Source organism: Moorena sp. SIO3H5 (assembly GCF_010692395.1).
In the GTDB taxonomy this organism is placed as follows: Bacteria; Cyanobacteriota; Cyanobacteriia; order Cyanobacteriales; family Coleofasciculaceae; genus Moorena.
The window spans coordinates 13965-34529 of record NZ_JAAHHS010000001.1 but is presented as its reverse complement, the minus strand read 5'-3'; the positions used below and the strand labels follow the sequence as shown (position 1 = coordinate 34529).

At 44.5% G+C, this 20565-nt stretch carries 14 protein-coding genes; 4 read left to right on the top strand and 10 right to left on the bottom strand.

All coding sequences use genetic code 11. The annotated features are described in order from the left end of the window. Positions 1–56: 56 nt before the first annotated feature. The 9 genes from F6K52_RS00140 to F6K52_RS00100 all read right to left on the bottom strand — a co-directional run bounded on the left by F6K52_RS00140 (position 57) and on the right by F6K52_RS00100 (position 11307). Positions 57–179, bottom strand: a complete 123-nt coding sequence (locus tag F6K52_RS00140) for a hypothetical protein (protein WP_293072424.1) — start codon at positions 177–179, stop codon at positions 57–59. A 132-nt stretch (positions 180–311) separates the two neighbouring features. Beyond that, positions 312–1496, bottom strand: a complete 1185-nt coding sequence (locus F6K52_RS00135) for a nuclear transport factor 2 family protein (RefSeq protein ID WP_293072422.1) — start codon at positions 1494–1496, stop codon at positions 312–314. Between the two features lie 454 nt (positions 1497–1950). Further along, the gene (locus tag F6K52_RS00130; protein ID WP_293072420.1) at positions 1951–4080 is read right to left on the bottom strand and encodes a xanthine dehydrogenase family protein molybdopterin-binding subunit; all 2130 of its coding nucleotides are present in this window, start codon (positions 4078–4080) and stop codon (positions 1951–1953) included. Next, positions 4077–5072, bottom strand: coding sequence for a xanthine dehydrogenase family protein subunit M (locus F6K52_RS00125; protein ID WP_293072419.1), 996 nt, complete (start codon positions 5070–5072; stop codon positions 4077–4079). The genes F6K52_RS00130 and F6K52_RS00125 overlap by 4 nt, the downstream gene beginning before the upstream one ends. 5 nt (positions 5073–5077) lie before the next feature. Next, positions 5078–5638 (bottom strand): 2Fe-2S iron-sulfur cluster-binding protein, encoded by a 561-nt coding sequence (locus F6K52_RS00120; protein WP_293072417.1) that lies wholly within the window; start codon positions 5636–5638, stop codon positions 5078–5080. Next, positions 5635–5952 (bottom strand): hypothetical protein, encoded by a 318-nt coding sequence (locus F6K52_RS00115; RefSeq protein WP_293072415.1) that lies wholly within the window; start codon positions 5950–5952, stop codon positions 5635–5637. Before F6K52_RS00115 ends, F6K52_RS00120 begins: the two co-directional genes overlap by 4 nt. A 238-nt stretch (positions 5953–6190) precedes the next feature. Continuing rightward, complete coding sequence (locus F6K52_RS00110) at positions 6191–7804, bottom strand: NAD(P)H-quinone oxidoreductase subunit 4 (protein ID WP_293072413.1); 1614 nt, start codon at positions 7802–7804, stop codon at positions 6191–6193. A gap of 252 nt (positions 7805–8056) precedes the next feature. Then, a complete protein-coding gene (thrB, locus tag F6K52_RS00105; RefSeq protein WP_293072411.1) occupies positions 8057–9043 on the bottom strand; it encodes a homoserine kinase in 987 nt (328 codons plus the stop codon). A gap of 467 nt (positions 9044–9510) precedes the next feature. After that, complete coding sequence (locus F6K52_RS00100; protein ID WP_293072409.1) at positions 9511–11307, bottom strand: serine/threonine-protein kinase; 1797 nt, start codon at positions 11305–11307, stop codon at positions 9511–9513. A 192-nt stretch (positions 11308–11499) separates the two neighbouring features. Here F6K52_RS00100 and F6K52_RS00095 point away from each other — a divergent pair, with 192 nt between their 5' ends. The 3 genes from F6K52_RS00095 (at position 11500) to F6K52_RS00085 (ending at position 16820) form a co-directional block, all read left to right on the top strand. Beyond that, positions 11500–14745, top strand: coding sequence for a WGR domain-containing protein (locus tag F6K52_RS00095; protein WP_293072407.1), 3246 nt, complete (start codon positions 11500–11502; stop codon positions 14743–14745). A gap of 249 nt (positions 14746–14994) precedes the next feature. Further along, a complete protein-coding gene (locus F6K52_RS00090) occupies positions 14995–15174 on the top strand; it encodes a hypothetical protein (RefSeq protein ID WP_293072405.1) in 180 nt (59 codons plus the stop codon). A 5-nt stretch (positions 15175–15179) separates the two neighbouring features. After that, positions 15180–16820, top strand: a complete 1641-nt coding sequence (locus tag F6K52_RS00085; RefSeq protein WP_293072404.1) for an SWIM zinc finger family protein — start codon at positions 15180–15182, stop codon at positions 16818–16820. 464 nt (positions 16821–17284) lie between these two features. On the opposite strand, the gene F6K52_RS00080 is transcribed toward F6K52_RS00085, so the two are convergent. Further along, the gene (locus F6K52_RS00080; RefSeq protein WP_293072402.1) at positions 17285–18781 is read right to left on the bottom strand and encodes a TldD/PmbA family protein; all 1497 of its coding nucleotides are present in this window, start codon (positions 18779–18781) and stop codon (positions 17285–17287) included. A 532-nt stretch (positions 18782–19313) separates the two neighbouring features. Between F6K52_RS00080 and F6K52_RS00070 the strand changes: the two genes are divergently transcribed. Continuing rightward, complete coding sequence (locus tag F6K52_RS00070; protein WP_364415313.1) at positions 19314–20558, top strand: SMP-30/gluconolactonase/LRE family protein; 1245 nt, start codon at positions 19314–19316, stop codon at positions 20556–20558. The last annotated feature ends 7 nt before the right edge of the window (positions 20559–20565 follow it).

The following is a 20565-nucleotide window of genomic DNA, read 5'->3' as shown; positions in this document are numbered from 1 at the left end:
AATAAAAATTCTCTGTAGCACAGTTATAGCAATTCTCATAGTCATGAGGACAAAGCTTATCCTTTTAAGGCAATAGGCAATAGGCAATAGGCAATAGGCAATAGGCAATAGGCAATAGTAAAGAGGGTTTTAAGCGATGCAGCAAGGGAACAGGGGGTTTCCCCCATGAGCGACTCCATCAATACAGGGAATCAGTGTCAAATAAGACTGTACCTCATAAGTGGGATAAACGCTATAGTTATGATTTGATAATAAAAGTCATTTTGGGCAGCAAATTGCGTTCGCTCGTGCTCAGCCAACCTCCAAGCAACTCATACAATTAGCCATAGCGCAAGTCCCCAGAAAGGAATAAATCGAAACCAGCCAATCCTGCTGTTAACTGCCCCCAAAAGTAAAGCCTGAACAATGGAAAAAAGTACTAAATCTACACAGAAAGCTAATGTAAGTCGGTTGGTCATCAATTGCTCCCCAAAATAGTTCATTCTCTCGACCAAATCTCCAAACTCTGGTCGTCCCATCACCCCCCAAACTAAGGCAATTATCCCCACTATCATTCCTGTCCAACCAAATACACGAGCTAATAGTCCCTTGTTCGTTTCCTCCTTTACTGGAGGAATTGGTGTATTATAGCGCAGTGCCATATAAGGGGTAAGAACAGCATTGGTTCCGAACATCGCCAGACTCCAAATCAGAATCTTGGGGAGATGAGTTGTCCTTCTATCGACGAGGAGTAGAGGTAAAAACATGAAAATCCAAGCTTCGGCAAAGTTGAAGAGTGCTTCTAAGGTAGGATGAACCACTGGTGCTTCTAAATAATTAATGCCTACTCGGTTAAAAAGGGGTAAAATAAAGAAAAAATTCAGAGATTCATTTACTATTTCCTCTATAGTTTCTGGTTGAATGGCCCAAGCGGGTTCCCCTGGAATAAGTTGCCCTGGTGGAGATAGCAACAGAATGTAAATATAGGCGATCGCTATTAACCCAAATACTAGAGGAAGAAAGCGTTGACTTTTTGGAATCCCTTGGCCTAAGGGAGAGATTTCCATGGTACTTTCATCTTGCCGATCTTTCAGCAGTATCCGTATCAGCGGAGAGACTAGTCGGATGATAAAGAATGCCGCCTTCCCTGGTTTTATGGGGGGTTCAACCAGATCACGGGCTAAAACTAACTTGCCAGTTACCTCAGAACAACGATAAAAGCTAACACCTCGTCCGTTGGGAAAGGGAATGCCGTCTAACTCAACATGCCATAGTATTCCTACTGCCAGGGGATCGCCTGTGGTGATATCGTCAATTACAAATTTTAACTCATCCGGGATACCTTGACAGGATTCTTCCAGAAGTTGTCTGACAGCTTCCTTTCCTTTGAATGGTTGGGAAAAGTTGAGATCCTCGTAAATACACTGGTCGTCTATCCACTCCATCGCAGCGTTAACATCCCTACGATTGATGGCTTCATAGATGGACTGGATGACATTATGGGCAGGTGTGGTCATGAGATTTTAAATTTTAGATTTTAGGTAAGCATTTAGTGGTAAACCTGTATGGCAGGGATTAACAGAAGCACCTTTCCAAGAATTAAGTGATCAGCAATTCTATGATCGCTCTCCGCAGACATACAAACTATTGCCCTAGTTGTCGGCAATCTCTAGTGTTGATAGATAAACTCAAAGATTATTCTCTAAATTTTACCGCAGTATTGGCAATATTAGTCTTGTTACTAATACTAATTAATCTGAAGATAAGACTAGTTTGGATACCAGCTATGTTGGGAATATTGAGTTGAATTTGCTGCTATAAACTAGGCTGAATTCCGTAAAGATTTATCAGCAGCATTACCAAAAAAGGTTTACCCGTGGTTGACTTATATGAAAATTAACATCATCACATAAACATCATCACATAAAAGAAGAGGCGTTGAATGCAACGCCTTCCAATTTTGATGCTGTGTCACAACAACTTATCCGGTGTAATTGGTAAATCACGGATACGTTTACCTGTAGCATGGTAAATAGCATTAGCGATCGCAGCCGATACTCCTGTAATCCCAATTTCACCCAAACCCCGCACCCCTGCGGGATTAAATTTATAGTCGGGTTCCCCTACAAATGTCACCTGAATCCGGGGAATATCTGCATGACTGGGATAATGATAGGTAGCCAGGTCGTAAACCACAGGATAGCCAATATTGGGGTCAAAATCACAGGCTTCCATCAAGGCGTGCCCAATACCCATAATTACACCACCCCGTATCTGAGACGCTGCAGTTTTGGCATTCATTACTCGCCCAATATTCATCACAGACACCCAACGGTTGACGCGCAAGCGGGCAATGTCTTCATCTACGCTGACTTCACAAAAATGTGCCCCCCAGGATTGGAATGCCCATTTCTTCCCCTCTTCACCGGCTGCAGAAGAGGCTGTCGCTTCAAACGCAGCTTGTCCGGACTGATGCAGGGTGGCAAAGGCTTCTTGGGCTGTTGCGGCATGAGCCGTCTTGAGAACTGCCTCACAAGCCGCCATCACTGCTGGTACAAGGGTTGCTGTCATTTGGGAACCACCTGCCATCCCACCATTTGGCAGTAAGGAGTCTCCCATCTCCACCCGTACCTTTTCGACAGCTAGCCCCAGTACCTCGGCTGCTGTACCTGCAACAATGGTATATGCACCAGTACCCATGTCATTAGCACTAGTGAGGATATGGGCAGTACCATCGGCTAACAACCTTACTGTGACTGTGGCTGAACTCCGTAAAGCGGGGAAGGTTGATGCCGCCATGCCCCAACCAATCAGCTTACCATCACGGGTGAGGGAACGCACCTGTGATGGTCGATCTTGCCACCCAAATTGTTCCGCACCCAGCCGCAAACATTCTGCGAAATCCTTGGCAGAGAAAGGTAAACCCCGGCGCTGGTGTTCCTTAGTTTCATTTTTTAAGCGCAGTTCCACTGGGTCGATTTTTAACTCCCACGCCAATTCATCCATGGCTGATTCTAGTGCCCATAACCCCGGATTTTCCCCTGGGGCACGCATGAATGCGGGTGTCCCAACGTTCATCACCGCCAATTCCTGACGGGTTCGCAGATTGGGTGCAGCGTACATAACTGGTGTGATGCCTGTACAAGGTTCAGTAAAAATATCAACTGGTGAGGTACAGGATTTAACCCCATGGTCGATCGCCATCAAGCTACCATCAGCATTTGCCCCTAAACGAATCGTTTGTTCCGTTTGAGACCGGTGTCCGGTGTTGGCGGTCATTTGCCGACGGCTGAGAACAACTTTCAGGGGACGTTGCAGTTGACGGGCGGCTGCTGCACCAAGAATGGCATGGGGCCAAGGAAAGCCTTTAGAACCAAAGGCTCCACCAATAAAAGGTGTGATAATACGGACTTTTTCTGGGGGAAGTCCAAACAGGTCTGCATAGGTACGCTGACTACCCATTACCCACTGGGATGGTTCGTAGACAGTCAGGGTGTCTGGATCTTGCCAGTGAGCAATGATAGCATGGGGTTCCATCGATGCATGTAGTTCGGTGGAAGTTGTGTATGTTGCTGTAATCTCGGCTCCTACACCTGCCATGGCACGGGCATTGTCCCCAGCAGCAACATTCCCCTTCTCAAAGGTCATCTGTTGCCCAAACATGGGTGGAGCTTCCTTAAAGGTAGCTTTGCTGGTTTCTACAATTGGTTCTTGGGTGACGTATTCTACCTTAACTAAATGAGCAGCGTGACGTGCCCGTTCAAAGGTATCTGCGACTACCAAACCAACAATTTGCCCTGCGTAGTAAATTTGGTCATCTGATAACGGTAGTCGTGCCTCGTAGATTTTCGAGGTGAGAAAATCGTTAGCTGGTTTAGATACAGTCGGCGGGTTTTTATGGGTGAAAACTGCAATTACCCCTGGTGCTGTTGCTGCTGCTTGGGTATCAATACTTTTAATCTGCCCATGAGCAATATTAGCAGTCACCAGATAACCATGAACTAAACCGGGAATTTGATGTTCAGCAGCGTAGGTTGCTGTCCCTGTAACCTTTGCTCGTCCATCCTTGCGGTTCATGCCAGTGCCAATCACTTGATTCATGCTACCCCTCCTCCTTGAGCAGAAACCATGAGGGCGCGACGAATCGCCCGTTTTGCCAGTTCGACTTTATAACTGTTGTGAGTTAAAGGTTTGGCTAAGTCCAAGGCAATTTCTGCAGCCTCGGTAAATGTTGCTACATCCGCCGACTTACCAATCAAAAACTCTTCTGCTGCTGTTGCTCGCCAAGGCTTGTGTGCTACCCCACCCATTGCCAAACGTGCAGCTTGGATTTGCTCCCCTTGCAAGTTTACCGCCGCCGCCACGGAAATTAAAGCAAAGGAATAGGAAGCGCGATCGCGTATTTTCAAATAAACCCCAGATTTCCCAAAGGATAAGGTCGGCAGAATCACAGCCGTAATTAACTCCCCTGGTTCTAAATTGGTGTCTTGCTGGGGTGTATTTCCCGGTAGACGGTGGAAATCTGTAAAAGGTATCTGCCTTTGCCCTTGGGCACTTGCTACTTCCACCACCGCATCCAATGCCGCTAGGGCAACACACATATCTGACGGGTGGACTGCTACACACTGCTCGCTGGCACCAAGGATGGCATGAGAACGGTTAATTCCCGTGATTGCGGGGCAGCCTGTCCCTGGTTGCCGTTTATTACAAGGAAAGGCGGTATCGTAATAATAGGGACAACGGGTACGTTGCACCAGGTTTCCCCCCACTGTAGCCATGTTGCGAATTTGCTGAGATGCGCCAGATATAATTGCCCTAGCTAACATGGGATAGTTGCGGCGAATATCACTATTGTCTGCCACTGCTGTATTACTAACTAGCGCTCCCAGACGCAGACTACCATCAGCCATCGGTTCAATGTTATGCATCTGTAACCGAGAGATATCAATCAGTTGCGATGGCTGATCTAAGAATACTTTCAGACGGTCAACTAAATTAGTTCCACCAGCAATAAACATGGAGTTTTGGTCAGCAACTGCCTGGTTTACGGCATCTGACAAGGACGTGGCACGGGTATAGGTGAAGTTCTTCATGATGCTTAGTTATTTCCAGATTCACTGACCATCACCGCTGCCACAGGGTATGGTGGTTTTTGTCCAATTACCTGCTGTACGGCTGCCACAATACCATTGTAAGCACTGCATCGGCAGAGATTCCCACTCAGTCGTTCCTTAATTTCCGCCTCGGAGAGTTCAGCTAGTTGTGGAGGACTATGCAAATCTGGTGTTACCGCGCTAACACAACCCCGTTTAACTTCCTCCAAAAGAGCCACAGAAGCGCAAATTTGCCCTGGGGTACAATAGCCGCATTGGAAGCCATCATTGTCAATAAATGCCTCCTGCACCGGATGGAGAGTATCCCCTGTTGCCAAACCTTCAACGGTAACAATTTCCTTACCTTCTTGCATGACTGCCAAAGTGAGACAGGAATAAACTCGCTGACCATCAATTAAAACAGTACAGGCTCCACATTGTCCATGATCGCACCCCTTTTTACTCCCGACTAATCCCAAATATTCACGCAGAGCATCTAGGAGTGTTACACGGGGTTCAATGGTGAGCATTTGCTGTTCACCATTAATGGTAAGAGTCACATTCATCTAGGCTTCGCCTCCTTGTCAACTTTCTCTGGCCAATTACGGGGTGGAATTTCCCTTCCTTGATAAAATTGCCGCTCTAACTTACCCAAAAGCAACCAAACTACCCCACTCATGAAAACAGCTACAGTCAAAATAATAACAGTAACAATAGATACGCCAGGGTGGAGCAATACCAGTAACGGAAGCAATACCCAAACCAGTCCAGTCCCTACAGCTAATCCCAGCCTTAACCGTTGCAAGTTCCCTAAAGCCCCACGACAACTCGCGCATTTTTCCGTGTGGGAATGATACTTTTCTAAGAGAACTTCTTCCAAAACATTATTGATTCAGCAACGGAACAGGAGGTTTCCCACACTCGCCCTTTGCCTTAAAACAGTAAGATGCTCCCATTTTGTTGGGAGCATCTCATTTTGGCAAATATATCGTTTTATTTTGGCGGTAGAATCACGATGATAAAGCTATTTGCGGTATTTTTCTTCCAAAGTGAGATGCTCCTACTTTGTTTGGGGCGTTCTTTTTGTTTAACTCCCGCTAATTGGAAACAGGAACTAATCAATACTGGGTAACCCCAAGAATAGGTTGAGCCTTTGTGTTAGCTAACTGTGGTGCTGTGAAGGTACCAGAGTATAGAGGTGATTCCTCTTGAACAATCACTGGTAAGGATTGGCGCATTTGAGCAGCAACCGCTACAGTTTTCACATCATAGGTTTGAGTGACTAGCTTCGGATAAAGACCGATGCCAATAATAGGGATTAACAGACAAGCGGTAACGAAAATTTCGCGAGGCTTGGCATCTCCTAAGTATTTCTCAATAACTAATCCAGAGTTATTTTTACCGAAAAATACCTGTCTCAGCAGTGAAAGCAGATAAATCGGAGTTAGGATTAATCCCACTGCGGCTAACAGAACGATGACGACTTTGAAAGACGAGCTGTATACACTGCTAGTGGTGACTCCAAGAAAGACTGACAACTCACCCACAAAACCACTCATTCCTGGTAAGGCTAGGGATGCCATGGAACCAGCAGTGAAGAGGGCAAATGCTTTGGGCATTTCTTTCGCCATTCCTCCCATTTTTGCCATCGCTAGGGTATGAGTACGCTCATAGGTGACACCAGATAGGAAGAATAAGGCAGCAGCGATTAACCCATGGGAAAGCATTTGTAAGATAGCTCCATTCATTCCTAATTCAGTGAACGAAGCAATGCCAACCAACACAAAACCCATGTGGGAAATTGACGAGTAAGCTAGTCGTCGTTTGAGATTGTCTTGGCTAAAAGCAAGCAAAGCACCGTAGATAATATTGACCACACCTAATACTGCTAGCACTGGTGCGAAGTAAGTATGGGCATGAGGAAGCATTTCTAGATTCATGCGCATCAGTCCATACCCACCCATTTTCAATAAGACCCCAGCTAATATCATCGAGACTGGAGCAGAAGCTTGGCTGTGTGCATCTGGTAACCAGGTATGTAGCGGAAAAATCGGCAACTTGACACCATAGGCAATTAAGAAACCCGCATAAGCTACTAGTTCCAAAGCTATCGGGTAATTCCGATTCCCTAGGGTTTGCATGTCAAAGGTCACTGTATCTCCAGCAAACGCCATCATTAGCGCGGCGACCAGGATAAAAACTGAACCTGCTGCTGTGTAAAGAATAAATTTGGTTGCGGCGTAGAAGCGTTGTTTTCCTCCCCATATAGAAATGAGCAAGTACACTGGCAGCAACTCTAATTCCCACATTAGGAAAAACAACACTAAATCTTGAGCTGCAAACACCCCGATCTGGGCGCTATACATGAACAGCATCAAGCAGTAAAACAAACGCGGTTTATGGTTAATCTTCCAAGCCGCAACTATAGCTAAGGTAGTGACTAAGCCACTTAACACAATCAGAGGCATCGATAAGCCATCGACTGCTACAGACCAACTAATGCCAAGCTGGGGTATCCACGTATAACTTTCCCTGAGCTGAAAATCGGAGTTTCGGAAATCGTAATGATGCCAAAACCCATAGATGATTAGGACCAAATCCAGAACGGCTACACCTAGGGCATACCAACGAATCATGCTCAGCCACTTGCTGGGAATGATCGGAATCAGCAGAGATGCCACTAGGGGCAGCAGAATAATCGTCGTTATCCAAGGAAAATTTACGGAGACCATAGCTAAGAATAAATACCTATTGGCTTCTAGTTTCAGTATATTAACTAAAGTTAAGAATTGCAAAGGGTATTTGCCAAAAAAACACAAAAAAAATTTTTTGGTAACAATTGCTACCAAAAAAAGTAAAGAATTATTAAAAATATAGGTTAAATTGGGTCAAACCCAGAAGCAATATGCTATATGGTAGATTTTTGGTAATCAGAAGCAATTACCAACTATAACCAGCAGGGGGTCATACCATCGGATGTGGTATTAGCTACTTAATTCCAGAGCAATCTTGGTGCCTTGGGAATCTAAAGAAAGCGATCGCACTTGAGCCTCAATCCCGGCATCGGTCCAAGCTACCGCCATTGCCTCCTGAACTGCTGGTGCTTTTGACTCATTCACCAAAGCCAACAAAGTAGGACCAGCCCCACTAATCACCATGCCATAAGCTCCAGCATCCAAAGCTGCCGCCTCCACAGCGTCATAACCAGGAATCAGCTTTTGGCGATAAGGCTGATGTATCCGGTCTTGCAAACCGACCCGTATCCAATCCCCCTTACCAGACTCCAAACCTCGCAACAACAACCCCAAACTGGCCACATTCAAAACTGCATCAGCACGGCTGTAGCTATCAGGCAACACCTGCCGTGCCTCCTGTGTTGAAAGCTCGAAATCTGGAATTGCCACCACTGGGACCAGATCAGAAGACCAACCAACATCACAAACTACCCAATCCTGTTCTCTTGCTTCTTGTCCTTGGGGTCTTTGGGGTTTTATAGCCAAACCTCGACCGGTCAAACGACATCCCCCCAAAAGCGCTGGAACCACATTATCAGGATGCCCCTCAATTGCGATCGCTAACTCCATTACCTCCTGCTGAGAAAGAGGTTTACCCGCTAACTGATTTGCAGCAATCAATCCTCCAACAATCGCTGTGGCCGAACTCCCCAATCCTCGTGCCAGAGGCACCCCTAAATCAATCTCTAGGTGTACCGCAGGCGGAGTTTTCCCCAGACGATCATATAATGTTGCAAAGGCTCGATAGACAAGATTACTCTCATCTCTACTAACCTTGTTGGCTTCCACACCAGTAACGTCAATCTTAAGCTTGACTGATCCAGAATTTACCGATTCCAGGCGAGTGACTTTAAACTGGTTATACACAGTTAACGCTGCGCCTATGCAATCGAAACCTGGTCCTAGATTAGCGGTAGTACCGGGCACAATAACCCTGACCGTAGAAACAACAGACATTTGACAATATTCTGAACTAAATAATCTTGTCCTAACAATTGCTCTCCTGTCTACCGGGTTTAGTATATTTATTTACAGTTGGTTGCACGTAAGTGATTTTCAATTGAATAAATGACACCCAGGCAGAAATGAGAACGATTAATGATCTATGGTAATCATGAATCAGTGTATTCTCAGCCTGTGAAAAATTCGATAAGTCCTGAGTGCAGACCGTGCTGATACAGCATGTTTTAAATCATCAAAGGCCGATCAGCTGCTAGGGGATTTCTACTTTAATAAAACCTGTTACTCCAAAGCCAAAGGATTAAACACCTTGCGTGGTTGAATGTTAATTGTTACACATTGTTGAACGTTGTCGTAAAAGCATAGTCTCACAAATAAAAGATAGTCCCAATCTATTATTTTGTTGCGTTCACAAAAAACTGAGTGGAAGCAGTAGCGCGATCGCTCCTGCAAATAAATACCCTTTAAGGCTTGATCAAATTTCTCTCTAATTTCCGATAGGTTTTGACTTGCCGCAGACGCTCTAATGGCGGATAGAGAATCATCACACCTAAGGGAACTGCTGTAACTAAAATCGCGATCAGTACCAAGATATTTAAAAATCCCAGCTTCAAGCCGATACCTAAACTAATGCCCAAGGCTACCGATAACACAGGCACTCCTAGGGCTAAAATTTTACTAAACCCACGCTTTCGGCAGCTTTGAGCGACTCCTTCTCCTTCAAAGGCTGCCATAAACACTACTGCATCCACTGCTGCAAAGGTAGCAATTGCGCTATCCGTAGCGCGAAACTTGGCACCAAATCCAGCTACCAACAGGGCTGCTACTCCAGCAAAAAACACTGCTGCTACGGTATCCATCGCCTTTAACGGAATACTAAACCTGGCTCTGACTCTTGCTACCAGTTTCGAAATCACCCCAGATGTCACAGCCGCAGTCAATCCTAGCATTGCCACCAAGACTGAGACAAAAGTAGCGATCGCAATCCCGATGGTGCCACTGTTACTCACAATTCCCTCCCAAGCCGTAGTTTCTACCCACGTAGCTGTAGTAGCTAAGCCAATCAATAGCGCTAGGGATAGATAGGGAAGTTTTTTCGTGGCAATTGGTACCGGAGCAGTATGGATTTTCAGGGGTAAAACCTGAGTTGACTGTTCAGCATTAGTGTGAATTAATACCTCTCGCTCATAGGTTTGGTCTGCCATCAGCTTACTGGTATCTATCGTAATTTGGCACAACCCTTCATTCCCATTAACATCAGCTGTGTCCAATCGAATCCAGTCATGGAAGTAGGGAGTGTGGGCTTGGTCACTGACATGGGGAGCAATTTGCCAGCGGCTTTCTAAGGCTGTGTCTGGAACTGTGTTACAAATCGTAATAGTTTTTGTTAGTTTTTCCCCTAATTTTTTAGCTCTCAACTCTAGATACGGTTGGGAGAGTTTTGCCTCTGGAATCCGGATAACGTAAATTGGCTTGAGAGCTTCTAAAGCCGTTTCAGCATCAGGAAAACGGTCCTTAGGTTTCAGCTCTACCATTCTTTGCAGCCACTGCAGCCAACTCAAACTTACTTGAGGTAGACGATGCTGAAAATTGAGACAATAGTCTTCATCAATTAAAGTATTAATGGTAGTCGATCGAGTACCAGTGAGTAAACAAATCAACGTCGCTCCTAACCCATATAAGTCTGACGCTTTACTTAGGGCTTTATCAAATAACTGTTCCGGAGCCATAAACCCAATAGTGCCTTTGGCTACACTACTCACCGCTAGTTCACTATCACCAATCCGAGCTAAGCCGAAGTCTACCAAAAAAACATTGATCGTCTCATCTACTAAGATATTTTCGGGTTTGATATCTCGATGAATGATCGGAGGAATCCGATGTTGTAGGTAAACCAGAATGTTGAGTAACCCAACCGCGATTTGCTTAATCTCCTCCGGGTCAAAACTACGAAGTACAGCCAGGGAAGGAGCATGTTTGTATTCCTGTACCAAACAACAGCCCCTAGTGGTTTGAAATGACCCTAAGTAACGGGGGATACCGGGATGATTCAGTCCCCGCAACACTTGAATTTCCCCTTCTATGCTCTCATAGTCTGACCAGTTACTGTTGCGTTGAGCAAACTGAAACTGCTTGATCACTACCAATTGGTGATTGACCTGGTTTCGGGCTAGGTAGGTCACTCTCCCACCAGCGCGATTATGACCCAATTCCCTGATCACTTTGAAATGGTGACTGGATAAGTCTGGAAAATTGCTCATTAATCTATCGGCTACATCACAATTAAGCTAGGCAGCAATGGGCAAGTTTTAATCCTTTCGGTTAGGCTGGGCTTACCTTGCTTTTATTTACGATAGCTTTAGGATTGGGGAAAGGGAGCGACTAGATAATTTTTTTAATATGGTGGTAATGACAGGCGTTTCTACTTCTAACTGGGTTTTCCCTGATGTCCTATGAAACTGATCAAACGCACTACGCTCCATTATCAAGCTGATAACTCAGATAAAATCTACGAAGTCGATCTGTGTGATCTCGGTAACGAGCAGTATATCGTTAACTTCCGCTATGGACGCCGTGGCAAGACCTTGAAAGAAAGTTCAAAAACTGCTCAGCCGGTAGCTTTGGCTAAAGCACAACAAGTCTTTGATCAGTTAGTTAGCTCAAAACTCAAGAAAGGCTATCAAGATGTAACTGAGCCATCAAGTAGTCAGACTCAACAAGAGGTTAATGACTTAAATAGCAGTAACTTAACTACTAGTAACCTAGTTACCAAAGACCCACGCCATCAAGCCATTCTCAACGCGATCGCCTTTGGCGCGGCAGAGCCGATCGCTTTTGGCACGGCAGAGCCGAACGCAAATCCACATAGTAGTAAAGGGTCTAGTAAATGGTCCCAAACCCGAGCGATATGGCGGGCTGGAGAACTTAAAATTCCTGAAGCTACGCCCTTAATTATCCCCCTAATTGGCACTGATCAACCCTTAAAAGACTACTGCATTGCTTGGGCTTTAGGATGGTGTGGTGATGAGCATGTAATTCCTCACCTCCAACGCTTGTATGAAACCCCTTCAACTCCAGACTTTGTCAAGGGGATTGCTTGGGAAGCCTGGATGAAACTCTGTGATCCATCAACTCAAGAACGGTTGCGCTCTCAACAGATAGAGCAATTGCCTGCCGAATTACAATCCCATATCAAAACCGATAATCCTGCTGACTTCTCTAATGCCCTACTTACCTATCTAGACAGTAACGACTATACTCGTTTTGGTGTCCTCGATACCCTATATCAAATTAATAATGCTCAAGTGCGTCCAGCACTACTAGACCTATTACGCACTGCTCCCCTACGCCCCAACTACTTCAAAGCCATTCGCCACATATTTAAAATTGCCGAATATCGACAAGATGCGGAAGTATTTGGCATTATCGCCTACCGCCTAGACACCGAGCGACCAATGTTTCGTCAGTCTTATTGGCATAAGTATTACTGGGACAGAAATAGTCGCAAATATATTCCCCGTGCCAATTACCTCGGTAGTCCTGATGCTAAACGCGCTTACAGCAACGTTACTCGTGACTATCTACGGCGGCGGGTATGGCGGACTCTCAGGAAATTGGGTGAAGAATGCGATTGCCTTCGGCACGGCAAAGCCGAACGCAATTACATCAATCTAGCCCTAGAAGTATTACTCCAATATTCTGATTCTGATGGGGTGCCCGCCAGAACATCAACCTTGTATCGCTGGAACTACTCCAACTGGACTCGCAGCAGCTACACTCGCAACTGGGACAGCTATGCTGGTTACTTAACTTTTAACCATATTCTCTATACCAATAGTCCCCGTTACCTATTAATGCCCAACAGCCAGGCATGGCGTTGTCGAGACAACTACAAACCTGGTGATCCAGAGCCAGATGTCCGAGAAGAAGCCTTTCCTAAACTTTGGGAGCAACATCCAGAGGCACTGCTACAGTTATTATTACAAAGCCACTGTCATCAAGTTCATCAGTTTGCCGCCAAAGCCTTGAAGGTATGTCAGTCATTCTGTAATCAAATCGATACAGAGACTGTAATCAGACTAGTTAACAAACCCTACCAAGTAACCGCTCAACTCGGCTTTGAACTAGCAACACAAAAATATAATTCCGATAATCCTGACAATCCTAACCTAGACTTATTACTTGCCTTAGCTAACTGCCAATTTCCACCAGCTCGTACTCAAGCCCATCAGTGGATACAAGCAATACCATCTCATTTGATTACCGCCAGCCATCTGATCATCCCTTTAGTGATCAGTCAACACTCCGATACCCGTACCTTTGCCCGTCAGTTACTGACTCAATCAATAGTAAGTGAAGCAACAGCCAAAGTATTAATCGGGCGAATTATTGTAGCAGTACTCCAACTAGAACCAACTCAAACCGATATCGCCAAAGACACTGCTCAAACCCTGCTTCTAGGTTTTACCCCCCAACTCAGGACATTGGGTATGGGAGTAGTACTAGATCTGCTCCAACACCCCATGCCAGAAATCCAGGAATTGGGAGCAAGAATCCTATTCAATCACGAAACTCCTGCTGCTGACTTACCCCCCAAATTAATTGAATCACTCCTCAACGCTTCCCATCAGTCAGTGCAAGGGATTGGGGTTCAGATTTTCGGTCAACTTCCCGATCAAAGGTTGCTACAAGACTACGACTTAGTATTAGCGATCGCAACCAATCAACAACCACACTTGCGTCAAGGTATTCGTCCAGTAATTCAGCGCTTAGGACAATTATATCCAGAATTTGTAACTCAGCTAGCCACAGAAATCATTAGCCTATTGCAGCTACCAGAAAGACATGAAGGTGTTCACCAAGATTTAGTCCAACTGCTACGAGAAGACTTACCCAGCTGGATGACTAGCATTACCAAAGACAAAGCGATGGAACTTCTCCAAGCCAAATCATCAGCCCCTCAAGAATTAGCAGGATTAGTACTCCAAGCTAACTATACCACTTGGGCATTAGAATTAGAAATTCCTGACATTGTTAAACTAGCCAATCATGAAATACTATCTGTCCGTCAAGCCGCTTGGACAATGATTGAGCAAAGCCTCAACCGTATCCGTAGCAATTCTCAAGACATGTTAGCCGCAGTGCGATTACTAGAAGTAAAATGGCAGGATTCCCGAGAATTTGCTACTAAACTCTTTAGCCAACAAATTACCGAACAAGACTGGACACCTGAAGTCATGGTCAGTATTTGTGACAGTACTCGGGATGATGTTCGTCAATTTGGGAGGGATTTAGTCCTACGTACATTTCAGCAGAGTTATGGTCAAGATTATCTCCTCAAATTTAGTGAACATCCCAGTCAAGACATGCAGCTATTTGCTACTAACTATCTAGAACAGTATGCCGTAGATAATCCCGACCGTTTGCAAGACTTAATTCCTTACTTTATCAGTATTTTGTCTCGGGTTAATCGCGGACGAATTGCTAAACAGCGCGTCTTCGCATTTCTAGAAGGTGAAGCCCAAAAAAGCCAAGCAGCTGCTAAAATAGTAGCAGAAATATTAACACGACAATCCATCACAATGGCTATTGGTGATAAAGCCCGTTCAATTCAGATTATGCTTAAAATTCACCAAAATTATCCTACTATTCCTCTTCCCATTAACGTTAAACCAGTATCTGAAGTAAGAGGAGTTTAGGGATTTATCAGTTGTAGATTTTAGGGAGTCGGGAGTCGGGAGTCGGGAGTCGGGAGTCGGGAGTTGGTAGTCGGGAGTCGGGATTACCGATAGTAGGAGAAACCCTCTAACATTTTCAAATATAGCAGTCGCCAGGGCAGTTAGGACATGACAAAAGTCTCAAACCTAATTCTAGCAACAGTTTGACTTCTTACTTCTTACTTATTACTTCTGCTATATATCCTGATAGCTCATTAAACAAAATCCTGATTGAGGATAACACCAAAAATTATTATTATCTATTTCATAATTTGTCCGATTCTAAATTCTAAATTCCCAATTCTAAATTCCCGATTCCCGATTCCCGATTCCCGATTCCCGATTCCCAATTCCCAATTCCCGATTCCCGATTCCCTTGTTAACAATTTAAAAAATACTTCAATCCCCTAAAAACCATGGAATTTAACTACGCCTATAAAAATAGTACAGCCATTAGCGATCGCGGCAGCAGCACCCAAATGTCTTTCTCCCCAGACACCAAGCGTCCTCCCACTTACTTCATTGGTGAATTAGGGAAAAATGTAGCCTTTCGAGAAGCCATCAGCGCCCTACATGACGTAGTAGTTTCCGATTTACGCTTCAAACCCAAAGACAGAACCGAGTATAAAGAATGGCGTGCTAACCAAGACCAACAAGACTGGCAAATCATAGCCGCACAACGCCAAGACCTAGCCAATAAAATTCAACCCTTACAAGCAGAACTAACTCAATTAAATCAGAACCGATATCAACGATTATCCTCCTTTTATAAAGCCAGACAGCAGTACTACAATTATCTCTATCAGAAAGACCGTGATGCCTGGTTTGTCCTCGATCCAGTAATTACCGTTCATCCCGATGAAGTCTTCTTTGAATGTTTCAGCCAAGATGAATCCAGTTATGGGCGACTAGGAGCCAGCTACGAAGTCTTTAAAACTATCAGTGAATTCGCCTGCGGTACAACAAACATAGACTACTCCGCCGCCCTGTACAACGAATTTCAAAAAATCCGCAGTTACAAGACAACCCAATTTGAAATTGACCCCTCCGGTTTTGAAGTCAAAACCACCCATGAAGCAGCATTTAAAGAAGTCAAAATTGACCTACCAGACAGTTGGGTAAGAGGATTTCTACAAGTCAGTTCAGCCATGGCCTTACCCGCCACCACCTTTGACTTGCAGCCCATGGATATTCACAATATCTGTTTTGTGTTGCGTCGCCACAAAGAAAAAACTGGCCCACGGGGAATGCGTTACCATCTCAAACCAGGAGAACCCGTGCGAATAGTATTTGAGCCTTGGAACATCGAAATAGTCTGTTCGCGATCGCCTTATCAAGGTTCATCAGAACAGGTCATCCGAGTTTGGGGACGCCGCCGCCTCCACATCCTAGAACGTCTTATTCCCATTGCCAACAAATTTACCATTCACCTACTCGGAACCGGTATGCCATCCTTTTATGTAGCTGACCTAGGGGATATGTCCTTTACCCTCGGCTTATCAGGATGGACAGCTAACGATTGGTCTCAAGCGGGTAACTTTGACTTAATGGCACCCCGTGCAGATGTAGACCAGTGGACTCAACAACTCATTTTTGACGCACTCAGAGAAAACTGGGTCGAAAGTCCCCACAGTCTCGCCCAGCGCTTAGACTTAAGTCCTACTGCTGTCCTAGGTGCCTTAGGAGCTTACACCCAAGCCGGACGAGCCATTTACGACTTAAACAAGCAAGTATATCGAGTCCGGGAACTCTCCCGAGAGCCCTTACCCATGGAACGGTTACGGTTTGCCAATCAGCGAGAAGAAACAGCAACCCGCTTCTTAAGTAACAATGCCGTAGAAGTAACCTCAGTAAACCACACTCAAGGTACACTCCAGCTACAGGGAAATGTCAGAGATAAAAGCAAAACCTATAATCCCGCTTTGACAATTGATCCCGATGAACGTATAATAGCCGCAGAGTGTACCTGTAATTGGTATCAGCAAAATAAGCTGTACAAAGGTCCTTGTGAACACATACTGGCGTTGCGAATGCAGCACGCTCGTCAGTATCAATAAATCACGTCCATTCCATCAGTTGGTAAACAGCCTTGCAATCTGGGCGGTGGATCGCCGTCCCTGCGATAAGTTCAACCACGCATCACTAGCCTGCTCGTGACTGTGCGGGCTTTCGGGTGCTATCGCTATTACGGTTTCGTTTTCCTAAAACTAATTAGCGATAGCACCCGAGCCCGCTTGAGTTGAGCAGTCTAGTCCGAGGGAGTTTACGAAGGGGTAACCAACGGAGTGGGCGTGATTTTTTGGCGTTGTTTAATCTGGGAATTGTTAACCAGAAAAGGTAATTTTTTGATATTTGAAATAATAAATAAGAAGGGCATTGCTTGATTGAGCAATGCCGATACTTTTCCTCCATCTTAGATAGTGAGTTGAGTAATGGATAGTAAAATTCCCCTCTGTTTTACCTAACACTAATTAATCGAGGTGCCCAACTAACCATAAAAAAACTATTAACAATTAACGATTTAGGATCCCCCAATCTGAATATTGCGCACCCGCACCGGCACACAAGCATGGGTCATTTGAGCAATTTGTATCGGTTCCCCTTTACCACACATATTGGTACCAAACTGCTCCCGTTCCGAAGCCACTCCAATGGCATCAATACTATTCCAGAAATCAGTACTCATAGAATGATAGGTGACATCCTTGAGCATGCCCACTACTTTACCTTTCTCCACCTTCCAGAAAGCATCTCCACCAAACTGAAAATTACGTCGCTGCTGGTCAATGGAGAAACTACCTGTACCATCAATTAAAATGCCTTCCTCAGTCTCAGCAATCATTTCTGCGAGTGTGGCAGAGTGACTACCTCCCTCTGGTCCCGGTTCTAACCCTAAATTAGGAATCCGCACCATCGGTACACTTGACCAACTATCGGCGTAAGCGCAACCGTTACTACTGGCATTACCTAGTCGATAAGCGGTTTCCCGGTCAGTGAGGTAGTCTACTAAAATGCCATCCTTGACAACATACCAATCTTGTGCAGGTACCCCTTCATCGTCATAAGCTAAAGTACTACGTCCCCCCGATTGAGTGCGATCGCATTTAAAATTCACCCAAGGAGCAGCATATTGCAGCTTGCCCAATTTATCAGTAGTCGCAAAGCTAGTACCAGCAAAATTCGACTCATAGCCGTACACCCGATCTAGTTCCGTAGGGTGTCCCACCGATTCATGAATTGTTAGATAGAGATTACTAGGCTTCAGAATCAGAGTGCTGCGAATACCAGAAGGTCCTTTGGGAGCATGAACCTTCTCTATCGCTTCTTCTGCTACCCGTTCTACATGATTCAAAAGGTCTGGAGGTTGAATATGCTCATAACCGATATTTAAAGGTGGACGCTCATAGCTACGGCTTTGAGCATCCCCATTAGCAACGGCTGTACAACCCAGACCTGGATAGCTGCGGTAGATAGTCTGTTCAATTAGGGAATCAACAGTAGAGGCAAAAATCTTGTCTTCACGAGTAAAACGTAGGAAAGAGTAAGCCTTCTTAATTCCGCGATCGCTATAGCTAAGCAATTGATTATTAATACGCAATAGTAAATCAGCTTTCTCAGTAATCGGTATAGTAAACGGATCAATTTCGATTGGAGTAATATAGCTATCGCGATAGGCTTCTACTGGCGCTAATCTTACCTGTGTTTGCTGAGAAAGGCGGCTACCTTTAGCAATTTCTACAGCTAAAGCCACCATTCGTTCCACTTCCTCTGGAGTTTTATAAGGACTAGCCGCAAAGCCCCAAGCGCCCTTGAGTAAAACTCTTACCCCAAAGCCAGAACTAACATCATCACAAAGTTGGCTAAGGGAGCGATCCTGTGCGGTTAATTTTTGATTACGGTAAGTACAAATACGGATATCGCCATACTCACACCCAGCTTTACGAATTAAATCAATCCCTAGTTTCGCCAAGTTTTTCCCCAAGTCAGTAGTCGTAATTGGTGATAAGGCTTGTATCATATGTAAAGTATGTAAATAATTTTTAAGAACAATGCCTAATATGGATTAAAGTTGCTATAATTCCACTGGAATTAGATTAGGCTTAACCTAGCACTCTCCTCATTTTAATAAAGGTCAGTACAATCAAGGTCGCTGGTTGTAACCAGTCAGCCTAATCCTAAAAGGAATAAGAAGTAATAAGAACCAATAATAAATCAGCGTGTTTCTAGTTGTCCAGACTCAATCATTTACTAGCAGCCCTAGGTCAAATCCCTGAGTTTTCCTGGATTATTGATATCTAAACTATCGGCTAATCTGAAATAGCTTCAGGAATTCTACATCTAGTTAGCTGGTGATAGTTAATTGGCTCCCGATTATCCATTACCCATTAGCGTTCACCACAAGGTATTCGTATTTAACTTTTTACCAATGGCGACCTCTCATCCCAGCAGGAGGAATCAGTGCCCTTCTATTATCTTCCTAAAAAAAAATATATAAATTATACTTTTAACAGATTACAATTACTAACAAAGAAACTATGCTGACTGGCTTAATGTTAACAAAAATAATTACAGTCTTTACTGCGATGGGAATGAGTTTACTTTTAGTGAACGTAGATTCCTACCAACTAGTTAGCCCTGAGCAATCTTACCCCACAGCAAATAACTACCAGACCAAAGAAAACAAAAGTATAACCAAAATTAAATTTGGCCAGACTAAAGATGGTCAGAAAGTTGATCTCTATAGCTTAACCAATACCAATGGTTTAGTAGCGAAAATAACCAACTATGGTGCGACTCTTACTGAATTACACTTGCCTGAAAACAGCGGTAAGCTAGATGATGATACACAATATTTTACTGACTCAGTCAATCAGCCTAACTTTCCTTCGATTATCTTGAATCCAGGTGAAACTTATCGACACCTAATGGTTTATAAATTTTACACCAAACAAAATAATCTAGGAGAAATTATTCCTCCCAATACTCAAATTCAAAAAGTAGCAGGAGGTTTTAAGTTTACTGAAGGACCTGTTTGGCATCCCGATGGCTTTCTGCTATTTAGTGATATTCCAGCTAATACCATTTATAAATGGCAACCAGAGCAAAAAACCGAGATTTTTCGTCAACCTTCTGGCAATGCTAATGGTAATACCTTAGACCGCTCAGGGCGTTTAGTTACTGCCGAACATAGTAATCGTCGTCTATCCCTCACACAGAAAGATGGAAAAATTGTAACTCTAGCTAGTCACTACCAAGGCAAGCGGCTGAATAGTCCCAACGATCTAGCAGTCAAATCAGATGGTAGCATCTATTTTACCGATCCTCCCTATGGCATCAAATCCGAACAAGAAGAATTAGGCTTTTATGGTGTTTATCGCCTAGCACCAGATGGCAAACTAACCCTGCTTGTTGATGACTTTGTCCGCCCTAATGGTATTGTCTTTTCCCCAGATGAAACTAAATTATATGTGAATGATTCACAAAGAGGTCATATTCGGGTTTTTGATGTCAAGCCAGACGGGATGTTAGAGAATGGAAAACTTTTTGCCGAACTGAAACCTCCTAGTAAAGAGGGGGCAGCAGATGGTATGAAGGTAGACATCCAAGGAAATGTTTACAGTACTGGACCTGGGGGAGTTTGGATTTTTGATCCCAGCGGCAACCTACTGGGCATTATTGAAACACCAGAAGCGCCCGCTAATTTAGCCTGGGGCGACAGCGACTACCAAACCCTTTACATTACAGCTAGAAACAGTCTTTATCGTATCCGTCTTAAGATTAAAGGGATGCGCTAGAAAGTCA